The 23,499-nt window shown below is 66.4% G+C and carries 18 protein-coding genes and 2 tRNA genes; 6 read left to right on the top strand and 14 right to left on the bottom strand.

Annotation, left to right across the window (positions count from 1 at the left end; all coding sequences use genetic code 11):
* Positions 1-111 precede the first annotated feature (111 nt).
* The 7 genes from OSB52_RS08630 to mobA form a co-directional block, all read right to left on the bottom strand.
* Positions 112-3,534: a translation initiation factor IF-2 N-terminal domain-containing protein gene (locus OSB52_RS08630; protein ID WP_266061280.1), complete on the bottom strand. Its 3,423-nt coding sequence runs from the start codon at positions 3,532-3,534 to the stop codon at positions 112-114.
* A 379-nt stretch (positions 3,535-3,913) separates the two neighbouring features.
* The gene (gene ndk / locus OSB52_RS08625; RefSeq protein ID WP_235722317.1) at positions 3,914-4,330 is read right to left on the bottom strand and encodes a nucleoside-diphosphate kinase; all 417 of its coding nucleotides are present in this window, start codon (positions 4,328-4,330) and stop codon (positions 3,914-3,916) included.
* 48 nt (positions 4,331-4,378) lie between these two features.
* The gene (locus OSB52_RS08620) at positions 4,379-4,795 is read right to left on the bottom strand and encodes a hypothetical protein (RefSeq protein WP_308191656.1); all 417 of its coding nucleotides are present in this window, start codon (positions 4,793-4,795) and stop codon (positions 4,379-4,381) included.
* A gap of 181 nt (positions 4,796-4,976) precedes the next feature.
* Positions 4,977-5,378 carry a DUF4233 domain-containing protein gene (locus OSB52_RS08615; protein WP_235722318.1) on the bottom strand — a complete coding sequence of 134 codons (402 nt, stop codon included), beginning with the start codon at positions 5,376-5,378 and terminating at the stop codon, positions 4,977-4,979.
* On the bottom strand, positions 5,375-6,769 hold the full coding sequence (gene folC / locus OSB52_RS08610) for a bifunctional tetrahydrofolate synthase/dihydrofolate synthase (RefSeq protein ID WP_235722392.1): 1,395 nt from the start codon (positions 6,767-6,769) through the stop codon (positions 5,375-5,377). Before folC ends, OSB52_RS08615 begins: the two co-directional genes overlap by 4 nt.
* A gap of 272 nt (positions 6,770-7,041) precedes the next feature.
* Positions 7,042-9,690, bottom strand: a complete 2,649-nt coding sequence (locus OSB52_RS08605) for a valine--tRNA ligase (protein ID WP_266061277.1) — start codon at positions 9,688-9,690, stop codon at positions 7,042-7,044.
* Positions 9,691-9,716: 26 nt separating this feature from the next.
* Positions 9,717-10,322, bottom strand: a complete 606-nt coding sequence (gene mobA, locus OSB52_RS08600; protein ID WP_266061275.1) for a molybdenum cofactor guanylyltransferase — start codon at positions 10,320-10,322, stop codon at positions 9,717-9,719.
* 47 nt (positions 10,323-10,369) lie between these two features.
* On the opposite strand from mobA, the gene OSB52_RS08595 reads away from it, so the two are divergent.
* Complete coding sequence (locus tag OSB52_RS08595) at positions 10,370-12,691, top strand: FdhF/YdeP family oxidoreductase (protein WP_235722321.1); 2,322 nt, start codon at positions 10,370-10,372, stop codon at positions 12,689-12,691.
* A 78-nt stretch (positions 12,692-12,769) separates the two neighbouring features.
* Here OSB52_RS08595 and clpX read toward each other — a convergent pair whose 3' ends face one another.
* From clpX to OSB52_RS08570, 5 genes are all read right to left on the bottom strand, one after another.
* Positions 12,770-14,050, bottom strand: coding sequence for an ATP-dependent Clp protease ATP-binding subunit ClpX (gene clpX, locus OSB52_RS08590; protein WP_235722322.1), 1,281 nt, complete (start codon positions 14,048-14,050; stop codon positions 12,770-12,772).
* Positions 14,051-14,389: 339 nt separating this feature from the next.
* Positions 14,390-15,088 carry an ATP-dependent Clp protease proteolytic subunit gene (locus OSB52_RS08585; protein ID WP_235722323.1) on the bottom strand — a complete coding sequence of 233 codons (699 nt, stop codon included), beginning with the start codon at positions 15,086-15,088 and terminating at the stop codon, positions 14,390-14,392.
* 53 nt (positions 15,089-15,141) lie between these two features.
* Positions 15,142-15,753, bottom strand: a complete 612-nt coding sequence (locus OSB52_RS08580) for an ATP-dependent Clp protease proteolytic subunit (protein ID WP_235722324.1) — start codon at positions 15,751-15,753, stop codon at positions 15,142-15,144.
* A 265-nt stretch (positions 15,754-16,018) separates the two neighbouring features.
* The gene (gene tig, locus OSB52_RS08575) at positions 16,019-17,416 is read right to left on the bottom strand and encodes a trigger factor (RefSeq protein WP_235722325.1); all 1,398 of its coding nucleotides are present in this window, start codon (positions 17,414-17,416) and stop codon (positions 16,019-16,021) included.
* Between the two features lie 81 nt (positions 17,417-17,497).
* Positions 17,498-17,571, bottom strand: a tRNA-Pro gene (locus OSB52_RS08570).
* Between the two features lie 227 nt (positions 17,572-17,798).
* Here OSB52_RS08570 and OSB52_RS08565 point away from each other — a divergent pair.
* From OSB52_RS08565 to OSB52_RS08550, 4 genes are all read left to right on the top strand, one after another.
* Positions 17,799-17,872: transfer RNA gene (locus OSB52_RS08565), tRNA-Gly, on the top strand.
* Positions 17,873-17,975: 103 nt separating this feature from the next.
* A complete protein-coding gene (locus OSB52_RS08560) occupies positions 17,976-18,161 on the top strand; it encodes a hypothetical protein (RefSeq protein WP_235722326.1) in 186 nt (61 codons plus the stop codon).
* A gap of 169 nt (positions 18,162-18,330) precedes the next feature.
* Positions 18,331-19,599: a lipase family protein gene (locus OSB52_RS08555; RefSeq protein ID WP_266061271.1), complete on the top strand. Its 1,269-nt coding sequence runs from the start codon at positions 18,331-18,333 to the stop codon at positions 19,597-19,599.
* Between the two features lie 245 nt (positions 19,600-19,844).
* Positions 19,845-20,552: a L,D-transpeptidase gene (locus OSB52_RS08550; protein WP_266061269.1), complete on the top strand. Its 708-nt coding sequence runs from the start codon at positions 19,845-19,847 to the stop codon at positions 20,550-20,552.
* Between the two features lie 83 nt (positions 20,553-20,635).
* Here OSB52_RS08550 and sthA read toward each other — a convergent pair whose 3' ends face one another.
* Both sthA and OSB52_RS08540 read right to left on the bottom strand, forming a co-directional pair.
* Positions 20,636-22,087, bottom strand: coding sequence for a Si-specific NAD(P)(+) transhydrogenase (sthA, locus tag OSB52_RS08545; protein WP_235722393.1), 1,452 nt, complete (start codon positions 22,085-22,087; stop codon positions 20,636-20,638).
* A gap of 173 nt (positions 22,088-22,260) precedes the next feature.
* A complete protein-coding gene (locus OSB52_RS08540) occupies positions 22,261-23,196 on the bottom strand; it encodes a PE-PPE domain-containing protein (protein ID WP_235722328.1) in 936 nt (311 codons plus the stop codon).
* Between the two features lie 168 nt (positions 23,197-23,364).
* Between OSB52_RS08540 and OSB52_RS08535 the strand changes: the two genes are divergently transcribed.
* A complete protein-coding gene (locus OSB52_RS08535; protein ID WP_266061267.1) occupies positions 23,365-23,499 on the top strand; it encodes a hypothetical protein in 135 nt (44 codons plus the stop codon).

Raw genomic sequence — 23,499 nt, 5'->3', positions numbered from 1 at the left:
CGGGCACAGCGCAGACCCTCCGCCGAAGGCGACCAATCAAGATTACGGGAACGCCGTGTGCCGGGTCAAACTCGACCACCGGCGCCCCGACCTGCTGGTCGCCCTTCGACGTTACTGCTCGGACGGCGGCGGGCCCGCCGGTCGTCCGGCCGTGCGGCGACGAGGCCGCCGGCGTACCGCGACCGCGGCCTCCGCCGTACCACTCGAATCCGTCGGGCCGAAGGTCGTCGTCGGTGTCGGTGTCGAGCCGACCTCGTTGTCGGCGGAGATCACGATCGGCTCGGACGCCTTCGGTGGCGCCGCGGCCTGCCGCACCACCCGCCGGCGACGCCGCGGCCGCCCGGACGCAGCGGCGTCGGAGGCACCGGCATGGGACTCGTTGGGCTCGGACGCCGCGCCGGCAGGTTCTGCCGGGGACGACGCGGTCGTCTCATCCGGCGCTCCGTCGGTGGGGGTCGCCTCGGTCGCGGGTGCGCTGGCGACGGCAGCATGCTCGTCGGCCGCCGTCGCACTCCCCGACTGCGCGGTCGCGCTCGCGTCGCTCGTCGCAGCGACCACACCGTCGTCTGCGTGGGTCTCGTCTGCGTGGGTGTCGTCTGCGCGGGTGTCCGCTGACCGGGTGTCGTCACGTCGACCGGCGTCGGGGGACGCCACCTGCTCGGCGGCGCCCCGCGCACCGTCGGCACCCTCGACGTCGTGGTCGTGGTCGTGGTCGTGGTCGTGGTCGTGGGCATGGGCGGCCATCGCGCGGAACATCGGGTGCTCGGCCGGGTTCTGCGCCGGCTTGTGCTGCTCAGGCGCCGGTTCGGACTTGCGCCGATTCCGCCGTGAACGTTTGGAGCCACCGCCGTCGTTGGCGCTCGACTCGTCGGGACGCGCCTCCACCGGGTTGGCGTGTACCACGATGCCCCGGCCACCGCAGTGGGTGCATGGGGTCGAGAACGCCTCGAGCAGCCCGGTGCCCAAGCGTTTGCGGGTCATCTGCACCAGGCCCAGCGAGGTCACCTCGGATACCTGGTGACGTGTCCGGTCGCGTGCGAGCGCCTCGGTCAGCCGCCGCAACACCAGATCCCGGTTGGATTCGAGGACCATGTCGATGAAGTCGACGATGATCATGCCGCCGATGTCGCGCAGCCGCATCTGACGCACGATCTCCTCGGCCGCCTCGAGGTTGTTGCGGGTGACCGTCTCCTCCAGGTTGCCCCCGGAGCCGGTGAACTTGCCGGTGTTGACGTCGACGACGGTCATCGCCTCGGTGTGCTCGATGATCAACGTGCCGCCCGACGGCAGCCACACCTTACGGTCGAGCGCCTTGGCGAGTTGTTCGTCGATCCGGTGCACCACAAACGAGTCGGGCGCATCGGCATGCGGCTTCTCGAAGCGCTCGACGCGCTGCATCAGGTCCGGTGCCACCGCCGTGATGTACCGCTCGACGAGGTCCCACGCCTTGCCGCCCTCGACGACGAGTTTCTTGAAGTCCTCGTTGAACAGGTCGCGCACCACGCGGACCAGCAGATCGGGTTCCTCGTAGAGGGCTTGTGGCGCGCTGGCCCCCGAACCCTTCTTCGCCTTGCCGACCGCGGAATCGATGTCCTTCCACTGCTTTTCCAGACGCGCGATGTCGGCGGCGAGTTCGTCGGCGCTGACACCTTCCGACGCGGTCCGGATGATCACGCCGGCGTCGTCGGGAACCAGTTTGCCCAGGATGCTCTTGAGGCGCTTGCGCTCCACATCGGGCAGCTTGCGGCTGATGCCGGTGGACGACCCGCCGGGCACGTAGACCAGGAAGCGACCCGCCAGCGAGATCTGGGTGGTGAGCCGGGCTCCCTTGTGCCCGACCGGGTCCTTGCTCACCTGGACCAGCACGTTGTCGCCGGGCTTGAGCGCCTGCTCGATCTTGCGCGATCCGCCGTCGAGCCCGGCGGCATCCCAGTTCACCTCACCGGCGTAGAGCACGCCGTTGCGACCGCGCCCGATGTCCACGAAGGCCGCCTCCATACCGGGCAACACGTTCTGCACACGCCCGAGATAGATGTTGCCGACCATCGATGACGATGTCTCGGTGGTGACGAAGTGTTCGACGAGGACACCGTCCTCGAGCACGGCCACCTGGGTGTAGTCCTCGATCGGCACGGCCTGACCGGTTTCGCCGGAACCGTTGGCCCCGGTGATCGCACTGTTGGCGCTACGTTCGCGGACCACCATCACCCGGTCGACCGCCTCGCGGCGCGCCAGGAACTCCGATTCACTGAGGATGGGCGGACGGCGACGGCCGGCGTCCCGGCCGTCGCGGCGACGCTGACGCTTGGCCTCGAGACGGGTCGAACCGGAAATGCCCTGGACCTCGTCGCGTGCCTTCTTGCTGCGGGGTTCACGCTCGTGCACGACGGTGTTCGGCGGATCGTCCGGTGAGCTGTCCTCGGCGTCGGCCCCGCCCTTGCGACGGCGGCGGCGACGACGACGCTTCGACGACCCCGCCTCGGTGTCGTCGACGCCCGACGAGTCCGAATCCGACGAATCTTCCTCGGATACCGAACCCTCGTCGGTTCCGGTGGACTCCTCGGAGCGCTTCTTTCCCGTGGAGTCCTTGTCGGCGTCGGCCTTGTCGTCTTCGTGCTTGCCGGATTCGCCCTTGTCGGCGCCATCCTTGCCGGACTTGCCGCCGTCGGACCGGTCGCCCTTCTTGCCCTTCTTGCCCTTCTTGCCGGAGGGCCGTGCGGAGTCGTTGTCCCCATCGGACCGGTCCGTCGCGTCGGACGTGTCGTCGCTCGCCTGCTGCGGCTCGTCTGCACCGTTGTCGGACTGATCACCGCGGCCCCGGCCGCGCCCTCGGCGGCCTCGGCGACGACGGCGCGAGCCACGCTCACCGTCTGCCGATGTGTCGCTGTCGCCGGTCGAATCGTCGGTGCTGCCGGACTCGTCGGATTCGACCCGCTCGTCCTCGCCGGACCGGGTCGGACGCCGGGTCGGCTCCGCAGCCTGTGGCGACAGGAACAGCGGCTGTGCCATGACGTCCTCGGCCGTCTGCCGCACCGGGTGGTGCTGAGTCTGATCGACCGCCGAGAACAGGGTCGGCGACTCCTCGTGGGTGGCAGCCTGCTCGGATTCGCGAGGCAGCGCGGGCTCGTCGTCCCCGGTTACCGCCTGTGCCGGGGTCGCCTGATCGGCAGCCGGCTGCAGCGTGGTGGCCTGTTCGGCAGCCTCGACCGACGAGCCGGCGCTCTCGGCGGACGCGGCCTCCTCGGCGGGTACCGCGGCCTCCTCGGGCGGTGTCACCTGCGTCTCGGCCTGCTCCGGCGCGTCGACCCGCTCGGCCGCGCCACGCACACGCGCGGCGACCGTCTGGGCGGTCTCCCGGTCGATGCTTGATTGGGGGCTGCGTGTCTCGATGCCGATCTCGGCGAGGTGCGCCAAGACCTCTCGACTCGTCATGCCCAGCGCTCTGGCGAGCGCATGCACACGAAGCCTGCTGGGGAACTCCTCCACCGGTTCCGACGCTGCGTTCGCGTCAGCCGGCGACCCGTTGTCGGTCACTCAAATCTCCTAGAGCCCCCGGGCGCGTCGGGCTGACGCGGCCACGCGAGGGCTTCACTGTCTGTCCCGGTCGGCTGTGGACCGGTGTTGTGTGGTCTTCGCGCGTTCTCTGCGCACCGGAAGACCCGGTCCGCGAGGCGGCGCCTTGCGTTGTCGATGACCTCAACCGGCCGTCGTCTTCCACGCCATCGTCAGCACCGATGGGGAAGACGCGCGAATCGGGGTGTCCGATGCCGGATGCGTCATCCGGTTGTCGACGGCAAAGTGTGTCGCCCACAACTGTGCAAGTATCCCACACGACGAGTCGTTCCCCGCACACTACGCACGTTTGGCATCTCCAACGGCGTGTGTGGCGGGGAACGAGAAGGCGAAGGTCGGCTCAGACTCCCAGGTCAGGAAACCACAGGGCGATCTCCCGCTCGGCGGACTCGGGCGAGTCCGAGCCGTGCACCAGATTGTTCTGCGTGCTCAGCGCAAAGTCTCCACGGATTGTTCCCGGGACGGCCTTCTCGACCGGATCGGTGCCGCCCGCGATCTGCCGGAAGGCGGCAACCGCGCGCGGCCCCTCGAGGACCGCGGCGACCAACGGTCCCGACGTGATGAATTCGAGCAGCGAGGGATAGAAGGGTTTGCCCTCATGTTCGGCGTAGTGTCCGCGCGCCACCTCGTCGCTGACCGTCTTGAGTTCCAGGGCGACCAGCGAGAGGCCCTTGCGCTCGATCCGGCTGATGATGTCGCCGACCAGCGACCGCTCCACGCCGTCGGGCTTGATGAGTACCAGAGTCCGTTCAGTCACGAGCACACCATAGCGAGAAGCCGAAAGACCGGTCGGCGATGGCCACCGTCACGAGCAGTATTCGCCCGCCACCGGGAAGAATCCGTAGTTGAACAGGCTCCCGGACCGAGCACGCGGATCGACCACGACCTGCACGCAGCCGCCGGGGGACGCCAGCGCACTCGTGAGAGCGATGTCGAACTGTGCGGCCAGCCCGAGATTGGCCGGACGGTACTGCTGCGGGACGGGCAGTGCCGCGATCGCCTCGGACACCTGCATCGACGATGCCCGCGAGGTGACCTCGTGGGTGGCGAGGTAGCTGTACTCCCCTTCGCCGACCGTCATCGGTGCTCCGGCGACCGGAAGATCCTCGGTCGGCACAGCCGGCTCGGCGGCGGCGATTCCCGCGCCCAGCGACGTTCCGATCACGGTCAATGCCATCGCGGCGGCGGCCCGGGGGCGGCGAAGGCTGGAGATCACAGACAAGCTATTCCTCACGTCATGAACGGTCACCTGATGGTCCGGGGCCGCGGCGCGAGCCGCTCTTCCCCGGCAGCGACATTCTCACAGCATCGACCACCTCAGGGCGAGAGCCGACAGGTCACAGTCGGGCAACAGGAGTTGCAGGAGCCGAATCGCAGGTCCGGGGTGCAGAAATCCCGGCAGATCACTCGTCGATCGGTTGCTGCCCCGGCAGCATCCCCTTGGCCATCCGAACCTCGACGTCGTGCTTCACGTAGGCGATGTAAACCCAGACACACAGGAAGATCACGCCCACCACGGCCACCGACCACTGCAGGAACCCTCCTGCGATCACCAGGATCTGCAACCCGATATCGAGACGCAGCGCATACGATCGGCCCTGCAGACCGGCTGCGACGATGTGCGCCACCACCACCGCCCCGAGGTATCCGCCGGACAACCAGGTGATGCCCGGCCCGAGATTGGCGACGATCGGGAACGCCAGGCCCAGGACGATCACCTCGAGGATCAAGGTGCCCGCCATCACCCCGCGCAACCCCTTCCACGGGTCCGTCGTCGGCGGCGTGAAGCGTACCGGGTCGGTCATGAGGGCTCCTTGCCGAACAACGTCCGGGCCGCCCCGGCGGTGACCACCGAACCGGTGACCACGACGCCGGCACCGGCGACCGGTTCGCCGTCGGACTCTTCGGCAAGTCCGATGGCGGTCTCCACGGCGTCGGGCAGGAACGGCTTCACCACCACCCGCTCCTCACCGAAGATCGGCAGCGCGATCTCGGCCAGCATCTCGGTGTCCAGTGCGCGCGGCGAACCGTTGTTGGTGAGCACCACGCTGTCCAGAACGGGCTCCATGGCCTCCAGAAATCCTTCCGCATCCTTGTCACCGAGCATGCCGATCACCCCGACGAGTCGTCGAAAGTCGAATTCCTCGGTCAACGCCCGCGCCAGCGCCTCGCCGCCGTGTGGGTTGTGCGCGGCGTCGATGAACACCGTCGGGGCCGATCGCACACGTTCCAGCCGGCCCGGGCTCGCCACCGCCGCGAAACCGGCCCGTACCGCGTCGATGTCGAGTTGGCGATCCGGGCCCGCCCCGAAGAAGGCCTCGACCGCAGCAAGTGCGAGTGCGGCGTTGGCCGCCTGGTGAGCACCGTGCAACGGTAGGAACACTTCGTCGTACGCTCCACCGAGGCCCTGCAGACGCAGCAACTGGCCGCCGACAGCGGTGATCGACTCGAGCACGGCGAACTCGGAATCCTGCCGGGCGACGATGGTCCCGGTCTCGACCGTCTGACGCAGCAGGACGTCCATCACCTCGGGCTCCTGCGGCGCGATCACGGTGACAGGGTCCGTGGGCACCAGATCGTCCGCTGCCTTCTTGATGATCCCGGCCTTCTCCCCGGCGATCGCGCTGAGCGTGTCACCAAGGTAATCGGCATGATCCATCGCTATCGGAGTGATGACGGCCACAGTCGCGTCGACGACGTTCGTGGCGTCCCATCGACCGCCCATGCCCGTCTCCACCACCGCAACGTCCACCGGCGCCTCGGCGAAGACGGCATACGAGATCGCCGTCAACACCTCGAACTTGCTCATCCGCGGTCCGCCGGCAGCGGTGGACGAATCATCGACCATCGTGATGTACGGCTCGAGTTCCCGGTAGGTGTCGATGTAGGTGCGGGCGGAGATCGGCGCACCGTCGACGGAGATGCGTTCGGTGACGCGTTGCAGATGCGGACTGGTGATCCGCCCCGTGCGCCGGTGTAAGGCGATGAGCAGCGCGTCGATCATCCGGGCCACCGACGTCTTGCCGTTGGTTCCCGCGATGTGGATGGCCGGATAGCCGTGCTGCGGCGAACCCAGCAGATCCATCAGAGCCGCGATGCGGGTCAGCGAGGGCTCGATCTTGGTTTCGGGCCAGCGGGTGTCGAGTTCGGCCTCGACCTCCGCGAGTTCGGCGAGCGTCGCGGCGTCGTCGATCAAGCGTGCGGGACGCCGCGATCCTCCGGCCCCGTCCTCCTCGTCGTCGGCGGGGTCGATATCGGCGGGGTCGATATCGGCGGGGTCGACATCGGCAGGGTCGACATCGGCAGGGTCGATATCGGCAGGGTCGACGTCGGCATCCCGCGCGTCGATCTCGTCGAGCAGGGCGCCGAGATCCTGCGACACCGGGCCGTCGGGACCGAGGTGGTCGCGGTCCAGATCGTCGTCCCAGTCGTCGGCATCGGCGCCGTGGTCCTGATCGTCGCGGGAACTCACGCGCCACCCAAAGCGGCGAGCGCACCACCGAGGCGATCGACTTCCTCGGTCGCCACCTTCTGTCGTTCCCGGATCTTCGCCACGACCTGTTCAGGGGCCTTGGCCAGGAATTGTTCGTTGCCGAGTTTGCCAGTGGTGGAGGCGAGTTCCTTCTCCGCGGCGGCGAGGTCCTTGGTCAGCCGTTTACGTTCGGCCGCCACGTCGACGGTCCCGGACGTGTCGATCCGGACGGTCACCGTCGCCGACGACAACCGCACGTCGATCGTCGCGGTGGCCGCGAAACCGTCGTCGGCAGGCTCGAGCCGAGCCAGCGAATCCAGATATCCACGGGAGGAATCGAGTGCGGCCGCGTCGAGGCCGTCGATCTCGGCGGCCACCCGCTGTCCCGGGCGCAGCCCCTGGTCGCTGCGGAAGCGCCGAACCTCGGTGATGAGCCGTTGCAGGTCGTCGATGTGTTGGGCCGCCGGGGCGTCGGTCGGCACACCACTGGCCGCCGGCCACGACGCGATCACCACCGACTCCTGCCCCGTCAGCGACCTCCACAGCACCTCGGTGACGAATGGCATCACCGGGTGCAGCAGCCGCAACAGGTTGTCGAGCACAGTGCCGAGCACCACCGACGTCGACGCGGACCGTGCGTCGTCGTTCTGCGCATATTGGACCTTGGCCAACTCCAGATACCAGTCGCAGACCTCGTCCCACGCGAAGTGATACAGCGCCTCACAGGCTTTGGAGAACTCGTATGCCTCGAAACCGGCATCGGCCTCGGCCCGGACCTGCTCGAGTCGATCCAGAATCCACCGGTCGGCTTCGGTCAGCGTTGCGCGATCGGGTAGTTCAGCCACCGTGGCGCCGTTCATCAGCGCGAACTTGGTGGCGTTGAACAGTTTCGTCGCGAAGTTGCGCGAGGACTGTGCGTGGTCCTCGCCGACCGATATGTCGCTACCCGGGTTGGCGCCGCGAGCGAGCGTGAAGCGCAACGCGTCGGCGCCGAAGCGCTCCACCCAGTCGAGTGGATCGATGCCGTTGCCCTTCGACTTCGACATCTTGCGGCCGTGCTCGTCGCGCACCAGACCATGCAGGAACAGGTTGTGGAACGGCACTGCGTTGCCGTCGCCGAGCCGGTCACCGACGTAGGTACCGAACATCATCATCCGGGCCACCCAGAAGAACAGGATGTCGTAGCCGGTGACGAGAACCGAAGTGGGATAGAACTTCTCGAGGTCGGCGGTGTTGTCGGGCCAGCCCATGGTGGAGAACGGCCACAGGCCCGACGAGAACCAGGTGTCGAGGACGTCGGTCTCCTGGACATAGCCGTCGGGTGCCTGCTCGTCGGGCCCCACACAGACGACCTCCCCCTCGGGGCCGTAGAAGATCGGGATGCGGTGACCCCACCACAGCTGACGAGAGATACACCAGTCGTACATGTTGTCGACCCAGCCGAACCAGCGCGGCTCCATCGAGGTCGGGTGGATCACGGTGTTACCGTTGCGAACCGCGTCGCCTGCCGCCTTGGCCAAGGACTCGACGCGCACCCACCACTGCATGGACAACCGCGGTTCGATGGGCTCGCCGGTCCGTTCGGAATGTCCGACGCTGTGCAGGTACGGCCTGACCTCGGTGACGATGCGGCCCTGCTCGGCGAGAGCCTCCCGCACCTTGGCCCGCGCCTCGAACCGGTCCATCCCGTCGAACACGGTTCCGGTGTCGGCGATGCGCGCCTCGTCGTCCATGATGGTCGGCATCGGGAGGTCGTGGCGTTGCCCGATCGCGAAGTCGTTGGGGTCGTGTGCGGGAGTGATCTTGACCGCGCCACTGCCGAACTCGGGATCGACGTAGTCGTCGGCAATCACCGGGATGCGCCGGTCGACGAACGGGTGGTCGAGTTCGGTGCCGATCAGATGGGCGTAGCGCTCGTCGTCGGGGTGCACCGCGATCGCGGTGTCGCCGAGCATCGTCTCGAGTCGGGTGGTGGCGACCACGATGTGTGGCGCGTCGTCGTCGAGGCTGCCGTAGCGGAAGCTGACCAGTTCGCCCTCGACGTCGGCGTAGCTCACCTCGATGTCGCTGATGGCGGTCTTGAGCACCGGCGACCAGTTCACGAGCCGCTCGGCGCGGTAGATCAGCCCGTCGTCGTACATCTGCTTGAACACTGTCTGCACGGCGCGTGACAGACCGTCGTCCATGGTGAAGCGTTCGCGGCTCCAGTCGACGCCGTCACCGAGACGCCGCATCTGCGTGCCGATGTTTCCGCCGATCTCGGCCTTCTCTGTCCAGACGCGATCGATGAATGCCTCGCGACCGAGGTCGTCGCGCGTCAATCCGTCCTCCGCGGCGATCTTGCGCTCCACCATCGTCTGCATCGCGATGGCCGCATGATCCATTCCGGGCAGCCACAACACCTCGTAGCCCTGCATGCGGCGCCGACGCGCCAACGCGTCCATCAGCACATGCTCGTAGGCGTGGCCCATGTGCAGCGACCCGTTGACGTTCGGCGGCGGGATGACGATCGAGAACGCCGGCCGGTCGCTGGTCGCGTCTGCGGTGAAGTAACCGGCATCCACCCAGCCCTGATACAGCTGCGCCTCGTGTTCGACGGGGTCCCAGGACTTCGGTAGCTCGCGGCTCGGATCGGGTGTGCTCACCCCACAATCTTAGGAAACGTCACAGGCTAGACATGGAGCCGGTGCAGGTCTTCGGGAGCGTTGACATTGGTGAGCCATTCCGGATTGCCCACGGCAACGCGATGAGTGGTCAACGCTTCGAGCGCGGCGAGCATCCGTCGCTCACCTCCCGCGGTCAGCTCCGCGATCACCGGCGCGACGTCGGTGCGATAGAGCCCGGCCATGGGGTGGTCACGCTGCGCATCGGTGGCGATGACCGCCTGGGTCGACACGGTGACCCCCCGCAACAGCTCGTCGATCAACTCCGAGGAGATCAGCGGCATGTCCGTCGCACACACGAACGCCCATGCCGCGCCGGCATCGGCCGCCCGGGACAACCCCACCGCAAGACCGGCGAGCGGCCCGCCGCCCGGCGTTTCGTCGGTGACCCACTGCGCCTCGGGGCCGCCGGTGCCGTGGAGCCCCTGATAGGCCGCGGATTCCTCCGGGGCCACCACGAACACCGGATCGCAGCGCTGCCCCACCGTCCGGACCACGCGCGCCAGCATCGGCTCACCTGCCCAGTCCATGGCCGCCTTGTCGCGACCCATCCGTCGGGAACGGCCGCCTGCCAGCACGATTCCCGCCACCCGCTGCCCATCGGTTTGCGCCATGGGACCAGTGTGCCGACAGTCCGGCCCACTCGGGGCAAGATGGGGATATGAGCCGTCAAAGCCAGTCCACCGACATCGCCGTCACCGAACCCGTCGACACCGACACCGGAGTGATCAAGGATCATGCGGCCGGGGTCCCAGCGGTCGCGGTGGCTCTGGCGCGGGGGCTCGAGCAGATGGGTCCGGTCCGCACGGCGCGCACGCTGGCGAAACTCAATCAGCGCAACGGGTTCGACTGTCCCGGGTGCGCCTGGCCGGAGACGCCCGGCCACCGCAAGCATGCGGAGTTCTGCGAGAACGGTGCCAAGGCGGTCGCCGAGGAGGCCACCCGGCGACGGGTGACCCCGGAGTTCTTCGCCGCTCACTCGGTGGACGACCTGCGGGAGCGGTCGGGCTACTGGCTGTCCCAGCAGGGGCGGTTGACCCACCCGATGTACCTCGCTCCGGGTGACTCACACTACCGGCCGGTGTCCTGGGAACAGGCCAACCAGCTCATCGCCGACGAACTCTCGGCGATGTCATCGCCGCACGAGGCGGTCTTCTACACCTCCGGCCGGACCAGCAATGAGGCGGCGTTCGTCTATCAACTCTTCGCGCGCAGTCTGGGCACCAACAACCTGCCGGATTGTTCGAACATGTGCCACGAGTCCTCGGGCTCTGCGCTCGGCGCATCGATCGGCATCGGCAAGGGATCGGTCACCGTGCCCGACATCGAATCGGCCGATCTCATCATCATCGCCGGTCAGAATCCCGGCACCAACCATCCGCGCATGCTGTCGACATTGGAGAAGGCCAAACACAACGGCGCCCGGATCGTCGCCATCAATCCGCTGCCCGAGGCCGGTCTGATGCGGTTCAAGGATCCGCAGAAGATCGGTGGCGTCGTGGGGCACGGCGTGAAACTCGCAGACGACTTCCTGCAGATCCGTCTCGGCGGCGACATGGCCCTGTTCCGCGGTGTCGCGCGACTGTTGCTCGACGCCGAGCGGGCCGCCCCGGGCACCGTCTTCGACCAGGACTTCCTCGACGCCCACTGCACAGGGGTCGACGACTACCTTCGGTCGCTCGACGATGTCGATGTCGACGAGATCCTTGCGGCGACCGGACTGACGTACGCACAGATCCGCGACCTGGCCGAGGCGGTGGCCTCGGCGGACCGGGTCGTCCTGTGCTGGGCGATGGGCCTGACCCAGCACCGGCATTCGGTGGCCACCATCGGCGAGGGCACCAATGTGCTGCTGCTACGCGGGATGATCGGTAAGCCGGGCGCCGGCCTGTGCCCGGTCCGCGGGCACTCCAACGTGCAGGGCGATCGCACGATGGGCATATTCGAGAAGATGCCCGAGTCTTTCCTCGCGGCCCAGGACGCCGAGTTCGGCATCGACTCTCCACGCGAGCACGGGTATGACACGGTGGCGGCCATCGGCGCGATGGCGCGCGGCGAGGTCCGCGTGTTCTTCGCGATGGGCGGCAATTTCGTGTCCGCGGCACCGGACACCGACCTCACCCGCGCCGCCCTGGCCCGCTGTGCACTCACGGTGCAGGTGAGCACCAAACTCAACGAATCCCACCTGGCCACCGGTCGCGCCGCGCTCATCCTGCCGACCCTTGGACGCACCGACAAGGATCTTGTCGACGGTGTGGCACAGCAGGTGTCGGTCGAGGACTCGATGTCGGTGGTACACCTGTCGCGCGGTTCGTTGCCACCGGCGTCGGCGCACCTGCGCAGCGAGGTCGGCATCGTCTGCGATCTCGCCACCGCCGCCCTGGGCCCCGATCACCCGGTGCCATGGCAACAGTTGCGCCGCGACTACAACCTGATCCGTGACCACATCTCTCGGGTCATCCCGGGTTTCGAGGACTTCAACATCCGCGTCCGACTCTCCGACGGATTCGTGCTACCCCATCCCCCGCGCGATCGCCGCGAATTCGACACCCCGGACGGCCGCGCGCACTTCGCGCTGCATCCCCTCGACTGGGTACGGGTACCGGAGGGAAAACTGATCCTGCAGACCCTGCGCAGTCACGATCAGTACAACACCACGATCTACGGCCACGACGATCGCTATCGCGGCATCAAAGGCAACCGCCGGGTCATCATGTGTCACCCTGATGACATCGCGGCCGCAGGTCTGCACGCGGGCGATCGCGTCGACATCATCTCCGAGTACGAGGGCGAGGCCGGCATCGAGGAACGTCGCGTCGACGATTTCGAACTCATCGCGTACTCCACCCCGCGGGGTAACGCCGCGGCCTATTATCCCGAGACCAATCCCCTGGTCCCGCTTGGATCGGTCGCGCGGGAATCGAACACCCCGGTCTCCAAAGCGGTGGTGATCCGGCTCGAACCCAGCAGGACGGCAACCTGACCCGGCGCGTCCGCCCGCGACACGCCGCAACCCCCGGGGCATCGGAACTCCCGGGGGTTGCGGTGATGAGAAGGCGGGTCAGGCGCTCTTGTCTCGGCGCTCGTCGCGGCTGTTCTTGCGCGGGACAATCGTCGGGAGCACATTGTCGCGGACTGTCTCACCGGTCACGACGACCTTCTCCACGTCGTCTCGACTGGGAATGTCGTACATCACCGGAAGCAGCACCTCTTCCATGATGGCGCGCAGCCCGCGCGCGCCGGTACCGCGGTGGATGGCCTGATCGGCGACGGCTTCGAGCGCATCCTTGCTGAACTCGAGTTCCACGTTGTCCATCTCGAACAGCTTGGTGTACTGCTTGACCAGGGCGTTCTTCGGCTCGGACAGAATGCTGACGAGGGAGTCCTTGTCCAGGTTGGTGACCGAGGCGACGATCGGCAGACGACCGATGAACTCCGGGATCAGACCGAACTTGATGAGATCCTCCGGCATCACCTCGGCGAAGTGATCGGTGGTGTCGATCTCGTCGCGGCTGGTCACCTCGTTACCGAAGCCGAGCCCGCGCTTGCCGATTCGTTCGGACACGATCTTCTCGAGACCGGCAAAGGCACCCGCCACGATGAACAACACGTTGGTGGTGTCGATCTGGATGAACTCCTGATGCGGATGCTTACGCCCGCCCTGCGGCGGCACCGAGGCCTGCGTCCCCTCCAGGATCTTCAGCAACGCCTGCTGCACACCCTCACCCGAGACGTCTCGGGTGATCGACGGGTTCTCACTCTTGCGCGCGACCTTGTCCACCTCGTCGATGTAGATGATTCCGGTCTCGGCGCGCTTCACATCGTAATCGGCCGCTTGGATCAACTTGAGCAGGATGTTCTCGACATCCTCGCCGACATACCCTGCCTCGGTGAGCGCCGTCGCGTCGGCGATGGCGAACGGAACGTTCAGCATCTTCGCCAAGGTCTGCGCCAGGTAGGTCTTCCCGCAGCCCGTCGGACCGAGCATCAGGATGTTGGACTTGGCGATCTCCACCGACTCACCGGTGCGGGAGTCCTTCTTCTCACCGGCCTGGATTCGCTTGTAGTGGTTGTAGACCGCCACGGCCAACGTCCGCTTGGCGGTGTCCTGACCGATGACGTAGTTCTCGAGGAAGTCACGGATCTCGGCCGGCTTGGGCAGCTCGTCGAGTTTCACATCGCCGTTCTCGGCGAGCTCCTCTTCGATGATCTCGTTGCAGAGATCGATGCACTCGTCACAGATGTACACGCCGGGGCCGGCGATCAGCTTCTTGACCTGCTTCTGACTCTTTCCGCAGAACGAGCACTTCAGCAGGTCGCCACCGTCTCCGATTCGTGCCATCTCGTGTACGTACCTTCCTCTTGCTCCGGTCGATTCGACGGACCTTCACCGTGCGCAGCCGGGCATGGGTGACCGTGCGGCATGCGGATCGCCCAACAACCCGACGGTACCCGCGCGCCGCTCGAACTTCGACCGATAACGCCAAATGTCGTGTCGGAAGTTTCGGTCGTCGTCCGCTATCTGGTTGTGCTGGGCGTCATGGCCGCCGCCATCTGGCTTCCCGCTTCTGCACGGCGATCGAACTCCCGCGCAGACGTCCAGGATGACTGCCGACGACCATGTTGGGCACGCACCTCGACCCGGCGTGTCGAGACGAGGTGCGTGCGGGCCGGATCCGACTCAGGCCTTCTTCATCGACTTCTTGCGATACTCGAAGACCTCGTCGACGATGCCGTATTCCTTGGCCTGATCCGCCGACAGGATGTTGTCGCGGTCGGTGTCCTTGCGAATCTTGTCCTTGTCCTGCCCGGTGTGGCGGGACAAGATCTCGTCGAGCCGGTTGCGAATGCGCTCGATCTCTGCGGCCTGGATCTCCAGGTCTGACACCTGACCCTGGTAGGCACCGCCGGTCCGTGGCTGGTGGATCAGCACGGTGGCATTGGGCAGCGCCGCGCGCTTGCCGGGTGTACCGCCGGCGAGCAGAATGGCCGCCGCCGAGGCGGCCTCACCCAGGCAGACCGTCACGATGTCGCAGTGGACGTACTGCATGGTGTCGTAGATCGCCAACATGTCCGGAACGCTGCCGCCCGGCGAGTTGATGTACATCGTGATGTCGCGGTCAGGGTCCTGGGACTCGAGCACCAGCAGTTGCGCCATCACGTCGTTGGCGACGGTCTGGTCGATCGGGGTGCCGACGAACACGATGCGCTCTTCGAACAGCTTCGCGTACGGGTCGTACTGGCGCTGTCCGTTGGGGGTGTGCTCGATGAACTGCGGGAGGATGTAGCGCGCCTCGATGCTCTTGATCGCCAGCGCCGACGACGGGATGCCGGCGGCGACGTCGGCGGGCAAGTGGTCGAGCGAGAAGGAGTTGGTCATCTGCTGCTCCGTTGGTGAGATGTGGCCTCGTGTTTGCGGTGCGTGGTCGGCGCTCAGGACGGGGTCACCGAGCCCGCGCGGGTGACCACGTGGTCGACGAGTCCGTACTCGAGCGCTTCGTGCGCGGTGAACCACTTGTCACGGTCCGAGTCGGCCTCGATCTTCTCCAGCGGCTGACCGGTGAACTCGGCGTTGAGCCGGTTCATCTCCTTCTTGGTGGCCGCGAACTGCTCGGCCTGGATGGCGATATCGGCCGCGGTGCCGCCGATACCGGCCGACGGCTGGTGCATCATGATCCGCGAATGGGGCAGGGCATGCCGTTTGCCCGGGGTGCCGGCGGCCAGCAGGAACTGGCCCATCGACGCAGCCATACCCATCGCGTAGGTGGCGACATCGCATTCGGCGAGCTGCATGGTGTCGAAGATGGCCATACCCGCGGTCACCGACCCGCCCGGCGAGTTGATGTAGAGGTTGATGTCGCGGGTCGGATCCTCGGCCGAGAGCAGCAGGATCTGCGCGCACAGCCGGTTGGCGATGTCGTCGTCGACCTGGGTGCCGAGGAAGATGATGCGCTCACGCAGCAGTCGTTCGAACACCGAATCGGTCAGATTCAGCCCGGACACTCCCGAACTCAGGGTCGGCGTGTGGATCGTCGGCTCACTCACTGTTCCTACCTTTGCCTGTCGTGGTGACGTGCGGTCACAAACCGCGTCCACCGGTTTCCTCGGTCCAGCTTGTCTGCGATGACTTGTTCTGCCGTGGCGACCCTAGGGGTCTCACGAAAGCATCATCGCGAGGTCCTCACCGACACTAACCAATGCCGCCGGAGGGACAGTCCCGACAAGCCCCCTATTCGCTGAGAGCAGAACAGCCGGCCACCGGGTATGGGGACCCGGGTCCGGCTGTTGTGCCCACTACTCGTGCGATGAATCAGTTCTCGTCGTTCTTGTTCTCGTCGTTCTCGTTCTCGTCGCCAGCGGTCGCGTCTGCAGCGACATCGTCCTCATCGGCCGCACCGAAGAACTCGTCGGTGTCCACGGTGGCGCCGCTGGTGTCGGTGACCGTCACCTCGGAGACAATTCCGGCGAGCGCCTTGCCGCGGCGCACGTCGGCATAGACCGCGCCGACCTGGCCGGCACTCTGCAGTTGCTGGATGAACTCCTGCGGCTGCATGCCGTAGCGCTGGGCCTGGAACAGGATCTGCTGGGTGAGCTCGTCCTGATCGACCTCGGTCTCCTGCTGATCGGCGATCGCGTCGAGCAGCAGCTGGGTCTTCACCGACTTCTCGGCCTCCTCGCGGGCCTCGGCGTCCCACTCCTCGCGAGTCTTGCCCTGCGCCTCGAGGAACTTTGCCACCTGCTCGTCGTCGTGCCCGAGTGCGTGCACGATCTGATGCTGCTGACCCTCGACCTCTTCTGCGACGACCTTCTCCGGCAGCGGGACCTCGACCTTGGCGAGCAGCTCCTCGAGGACCTTGTCGCGGATCGCGTTCGCCTGCTCCATCTTCTTGGACTGCTTGACCCGGTCGACAAGGCTGTCGCGCAGCTCGGCGACGGTGTCGAACTCGCTGGCCATCTGGGCGAACTCGTCGTCGAGTTCGGGCAGTTCACGTTCCTTGACCGAGTTCACGGTGACCGTCACCTGCGCCTGCTCGCCCGAGTGGTCTCCGGCGACCAGCGTGGTGGTGAACTCCTTCGATTCGCCGGCCTTGACACCGACCAGGGCCTCGTCGAGGCCCTCGATGAGCTGACCGGAACCGACCTCATGCGACAGACCCTCGGTGGAAGCTTCCTCGACGACCTCGCCGTCGACGGTTGCCGCCAGGTCGATGGAGACGAAGTCGCCCTCTTGCGCGCCGCGGTCGACACCCTTGAGTGTGCCGAAGCGCGCACGCAGCCCCTCGACCTGCTCATCGACCTCGGCGTCATCGATCTCGATGGTGTCGACCTCGACCGCGAGGGTCGAGTATTCCGGCAACTCGATCTCCGGGCGGACGTCGACCTCGGCGGTGAACGTGATGGGACTGCCGTAGACGAGCTCGGCGAGATCGATCTCGGGCTGGCCGATCGCCTTGGTCTCGGTCTCTGCCACGGCCTGCGAGTACTTGCCCGGCAACGCGTCGTTGACCACCTGGGCGAGGATCGAGTCGCGACCGACGCGAGCCTCGATCAGCTTGGCGGGCGCCTTGCCCGGACGAAAGCCCGGGATACGGATCTGCTGGGCCAGCGAACGGTAGGTCCGGTCGAACTCGCCGGACAGCTCCTCGAACGGGACTTCGACATTGAGCTTCACCCGGGTCGGGCCGAGCTGCTCGACGGTGCTCTTCACGCCTGCTCCTTACATCTGCATTTCTGCGTCGGTGTCATTGGTCTGTGCGTATCTGTCGCGGGCGTGCCGCCACCACATCGGTCGGGATGACAGGATTTGAACCTGCGACCCTCCGCTCCCAAAGCGGATGCGCTACCAAGCTGCGCCACATCCCGGTGGCCTGATGTCCCACGCCCGATCGATGACCGACGAAACGCAGAGCAGGGCCAACAGAAGATAGTACGTGCCGGGTTGTCGACCACCTAAACGGGTGGGCACCGGCAACGCGCCGATACCCGGCAAAACGCGACTCGCCGAGTGCGATTTCTGGTTGGGACATCGCATTGGGTACAGTCTTGGACGCACGCGACGCCGATGGCGATCCCACCAGGTGACGCGGCACGCGGGTGTAGCTCAATGGTAGAGCCCTAGTCTTCCAAACTAGCTACGCGGGTTCGATTCCCGTCACCCGCTCCACCTGACCGGAGGTCCCTCGGGCCTCCGGTCTTTCGCTTCCATCGGGCGAGTTGGCTACGCAAGACGACTGTGATGGACGTCACTGTGGGCGTAGGCTTGGGACATGTCTTCCAGCCACGCCAAGAGTCAGCGCAAGTGTCCGAGCTGCGGAGCCAATCTGTATGTCCGCAAGGATGTGGTGCACTCGGCTTCCGGTCCTGGACGAGTGGATGTGATGCTCGTCTGCCGTGACGAATCATGCTCGGAACCGGTCCGTCACCTGCGCACCGAACACCCGCAGCCCGCCTGACCGCTCGGTGGCCGGCACACGCGCGCAACGTGCACGTGCGGTTCGCCTTTGACGAGTTCGCACCCGGCGTTGTGGTTTTTCGGGCCGATGGCCGATAATGGACTGACGATGGGACTCAGGGGGTCGGTGTCCGTCGAGAACCGACACTGCATTTTCCCTGGGGGGATCCATGACCGAATCACGTGGTGGGCACCGACGTGCCACCAACCGCTCCGGGCCGTCCGCATTGCGTGGCCCTCTGATCCTGGCCGCCATCGTCGCCACCGTCATCGGACTGCTGGCGGGCGCCCCGAACGCCACCGCCGACAACGTCGCCCTACCGACGCCGCTGCGTGACCGGTTCTACGACGCACCGCCGAACCTGGCTTCCCTCGCACCAGGCGAGATCATCGCCACCCGGGATCGCCCGAACCCGCCGGGCTTCTTCGATGTGCGCACCTACCAGTTGGCGTTCCGCTCGTCGGACAGTCAGGGTGAGCCCATCGCGGCCGTGACGACGGTCCTGGTCCCCACCCGCAAGACGGCCGACGGGCCGCTGCTGTCGTTTCAGCACATCATCAACGCGACCGGCCTGGAGTGCGCACCGTCGCAGGCGCTCTGGACCCAGGACCCCAACCTGGCTATCCGGGAGGCCCCCGGCCTCAACGTCGCGCTGCAACAGGGGTGGGCGGTGGCGATCCCCGATCACCTCGGACCACGCAGCGCCTACGGGGCCGCGAAGCTCGGTGGTCAGATCACGCTGGACAACATCCGTGCGGTGAAAGACTTCGGTCCCGCGAAGTCCGCCGACAGCCCCATCGGTCTGGCCGGCTATTCCGGCGGCGGGATGGCCACCGCGTGGGCGGCCGCGCTGGCACCCACTTACGCGCCCGACCTCGACATCGCGGGCGCCGCGTATGGCGGGGTGCCGATGAATCTGCTCAAGATGGCCGAGGGCCTGGGGTACAGCACGCCGCATCCCGCGTTCGGGCTGGCCTTCGCCGCCGCCATCGGAGTCTCCCGCGAGTATCCGAAGCAGATCCCGATGTGGCAGCACCTGTCACCACTGGGCAAACAGATGTACCTGGGTATGCGCAATGCCTGCACGAACGACATCTTGCGACTCGGCGCCGGTCACGACGCCCAGCAGGTCACCGTCGGCGGGCGGGCGATCTTCGATGACCCTGTGGCCCGCCGCGTGGTCGAACAGAACAGCCTGTCGCTCTACCGCGGCATCCCACGCACCCCGATCTTCGAGTGGCACAGTCCCACCGACGCCCTGATCCCGGTGTCCTCCATCGACCACACCCTTGACCGCTATTGCCGCGCCGGACTCCCGGTCGAACGGATGTCGACGCCGTCACCTGATCACCTGTCCGCCGCGCTCATCGGCTTGCTTCCGGCGTTCCGGTATCTGCAGGATCGGTTCCAGGGCGTACCGGCACCGAGCTCCTGCTGAGCTGCCGACTCTGCGCTGGTTCGGTTGCCGCGTGCGCGCGACCCGGCCGAGGAGGCGTGATGGTGATCACACAGAGCGGGTCGTCCGACCCGCCCACCACGCTCTTCACCCTCAGACCCAGCGCAACGTCCATCGTTCGACGACTGTTACGCTGCTCGGCTTTGGCCCTAAGGCAACGTTTGTGTAACGATGGTTGCGCGCTCCGGGGGATGCGCTTCAGTAACTCAAACTGCAAAGGTCTCTCAGTGTTCACATCGAAGACTTCTCGTCGCGCCCGTCGCGGCACGACCCGACGTGCGGTTGCCGCCGTGATCGGCGCCGCTGCCGTGATGCTCATGCTGCCGATGACGGCGGGTGCTGCACCGGTCACCGTGATCCCGGGCCTGCCCCCGGTGGAGATCCCGAACATCCCCGGTGTGCCGCAGATGCCCGGCACCCCATCGACGCCGCAGACCACCACCCCGACTCCGGAACCGACGCCGTCGACACCGGAGACGCCCAAGGGTCCGGCGATCCCGAATGTGAAGACCTCGACCGGTTGGATCGCGCTGGCCGACGACGCCACCCACCAGATCACCTGGTGGCACAACGGCAATCAAGTCAAGACGATGCCGATCTCGATGGGCTCCGACAAGCATCCGACTCCCAACGGTGTCTACTACACCAAGGAGAGCTACCGCGACATGTACATGGATTCGTCCACGTACGGCGTTCCGGTCGACTCGGCCGAGGGCTACCGGACCTACGTCGAGTACGCCACCCGCATGTCGTGGGACGGCATCTTCATCCACGCCGCCCCGTGGTCGGTGGAGCAGCAGGGCCGCAGCAATGTGAGCCACGGATGCATCAACGTGAGCACCGCCAACGGCAAGTGGGTGTTCGACACCATCCCGCGTGACACCCCGATAGTGGTCCGCGGAACCATCGGCCCGGACTACATCCCCGGGAGCTGAAACAAACGCACTCAACACAGGTCAGGCCCGGACAGTCGTCCGGGCCTGAGCTGTGTTGTGGGCTGTCGTCGGGCCGGCCATCGTCAGTCCGGTAGCGGCGACCCGGCGTCCAGATCGAGCCGGTGGCCCTCCGAGCGCACCCGCGCGATCGCACGCATCTTGTTCACCGCGTCCAGGGCGGCCACTTTGTATCCCTCGGCCAGGGTCGGATAGTTGAACACCGCATCGACCAGGTAGTCGACCGTACCGGCCAGGCCCATCACGGTCTGACCGATGTGCACCAGTTCGGCCGCGTTGCTGCCGAAGGCGTGGACTCCCAACAGTGTCCGGTCCTCGGCGTGCACCAGCAGCTTGAGCAGGCCATACGAATCGCCCATGATCGCACCGCGGGCCAGTTCCCGATACCTCGCCACCCCCACCTCGAACGGGATGTTCTGGGTGGTCAGTTGGTCTTCGGTACGACCGACGAAGCTGATCTCCGGGATCGCATAGATGCCGATGGGCTGCAGGTCGGCATCGGTCGCACCGACGGGTTCGTCGAAGGCATGGTAGGCGGCCCGCCGCCCCTGCTCCATCGACGTCGCCGCCAGGGCCGGAAAACCGATGATGTCGCCGACCGCATAGATGTGATCGACGGTGGTGCGGAAGTGTTCGTCCACCTTCAACCGCCCCCGCGCATCGGCGGTGAGGCCGGCCGCCTCTACTCGCAGCTCGTCGGACACCCCTTGCCGACCGGCCGAGTAGAGGACCGTATCCGCCGGGATCTTTTTGCCCGACTCCAGAATCGTGAGGGTGCCCGAGGGGTGGTTCTCCACCGTCTGCACCTGCTCGCCGAACCGAAATGTCACGCCCCGCTCGCGCAACTGATACTGCAACGCCTCGACGATCTCGCGGTCACAGAAGTCCAGCATCGTCGGTCGTCGCTCGATGACGGTCACCTTGGTGCCGAGCGCGGCGAACATCGACGCGTACTCGATCCCGATGACCCCGGCGCCCACCACGACCATCGATCCGGGGACGCGGTCGATGGCCAGGATCTGGTCGGAGTCCACGACGGTGACCCCGTCGAACTCCACCGTGGACGGACGTGCCGGACGCGTGCCGACGGCGATGACGAAGTGGTCGGCGGTGACCCGCTTGAGATCACCCGTCGCATCCTCGATCGCTATCTCGTGCGCGTCGACGAAGTACGCGTTACCGATGAGCATGGCGACCGAGTTGCGGGCCAACTGGTTCTGGATGACATCGATTTCTTTACCCACCACATGCATCGTCCGGGCCGAGAGATCCGCGACGGTGATGTCGGACTTCAACCGGTACGACTCGCCGTAGAGTTCTCGCTGGTTGAGTCCGGACAGGTACAGCACCGCTTCCCGCAGGGTCTTGGACGGGATCGTGCCGGTGTTGATGCACACCCCACCCACCATGTGGCGTCGTTCGACGATCGCGGCGCGCTTGCCGAGTTTCGCGGCCGCGATCGCCGCCTTCTGGCCTGCCGGACCCGAGCCGATGACGACGACGTCGAAGTGGTCCACAATTGATCTCCAGTCGGTGAGTGCTCGACGCACCGGAACACCTGGCCCTCGACGCTGCTGATCACCGATCAGTCTCGCGCAGCGACGCTCAGGTCACGACCCGAAAACCACTCGTTCGGCGGGATTTAACACCACCGAAGCAATGGCGCCCGGCGCAGGTTTCCCGTCTGCCCTCACGCGACCAGATCGCGGAGACCGGCCTCGTGGGCCTCACCGACCTCGGAGAAGGTGGCGCAGACCTGCAACCACGCGGCGAGCGCCTCGCATCCGGTGGTGTACGGATCGGTCAGCGAGTGCCGACGATAGGGTTCGCGTGCATACGAGGTGTGTCGCCCACCTCGTCGGTTGCGCACCTCGATCGTGCCCCAGCGCAGGGTGTTCGGCAGGTAACCGAGCACCTCGCGTGCCGCCGCAACCAACCGCGCCCCGTCCCGGACCATCTGCCGAAGCCCCAGGGAGGTGCGGCCGGCGTTCTGGAATGTGTTGTGTCGCAGTACTGTCCACACGTGCGACAACCATTCACCCCAGTACCCCACCGCGAGGGACGGCGTGATGTCAGCGATGTCGCGAACGAAAGAGTCCGAGGATGCGTTACAGATCATGTCCTCGACGGCGCCGACCCAGAAGTAGTCGATCCCGCTCGGAAGTTCCGGCCCACCGCCGGCCACTCCCCACCCCGCACAACCGGGAACCGCACCCGGCGGCTGGTGGGGGTCGGCCACGAAGCCCACCGCGATCACACGTGCGATCGCCGGGTGGTCAGCATCGGCGAGTTGCCGCAGTGCGTGTCGAATGACCACTGCCCCTTGCGAATACCCGATGAGGGCAACGGGGCCCTCCGTGCGGATGAGGGCCGTGCGCAGATTGTCGACGCCGATCTCGACACTGCGCAGATAGCTGATGCCGGCGAGATCGGGGGCCGGACCGTAGCTGGCCGGGTAACCAACCCAGCGACACCGGAACCGCGCATCGAGCCCGAGAGTGACGCCGGCCAGCAGGCCGCCCACCTCCGTACGGGTGTCACCCGCGAACGACTCGCCCGTTCCGCCGACCACCAACAGGGTCACATGTCGATCGGCCTGGTCGATCGATGCGGTCAACCCATTCATGATCCCATCATGGCGCGCATCGATGTGAAAGTGCATGAGCGACACTGAGGAGCCCCTGTGAGCTCGGGACACCGTAAGGCACATCACGCCTGGTCAGGTTGATTAACCTATTCGTAATACGGAGAATGGATACAAGAGAGCACAGTCAATTCAGGAAGTTGTACCGGCATGTCCATCGCACGTCTTCGTGCCCGTTTCGTTCACACCAGCAATCGCAAGCTGTATGACCGCATCCACGCCGTCGGCAGCAGCACCCAGCGCGATGAGCTGCTGATCATGGCCCAACGCGCCGAGCTACGCTGA

It is taken from the genome of Gordonia aquimaris, assembly GCF_026262595.1.
Taxonomy (GTDB): domain Bacteria; phylum Actinomycetota; class Actinomycetes; order Mycobacteriales; family Mycobacteriaceae; genus Gordonia; species Gordonia tangerina.
The sequence above is the reverse complement of the archived record's forward strand: the minus strand, read 5'-3'. Positions and strand labels throughout refer to the sequence as shown.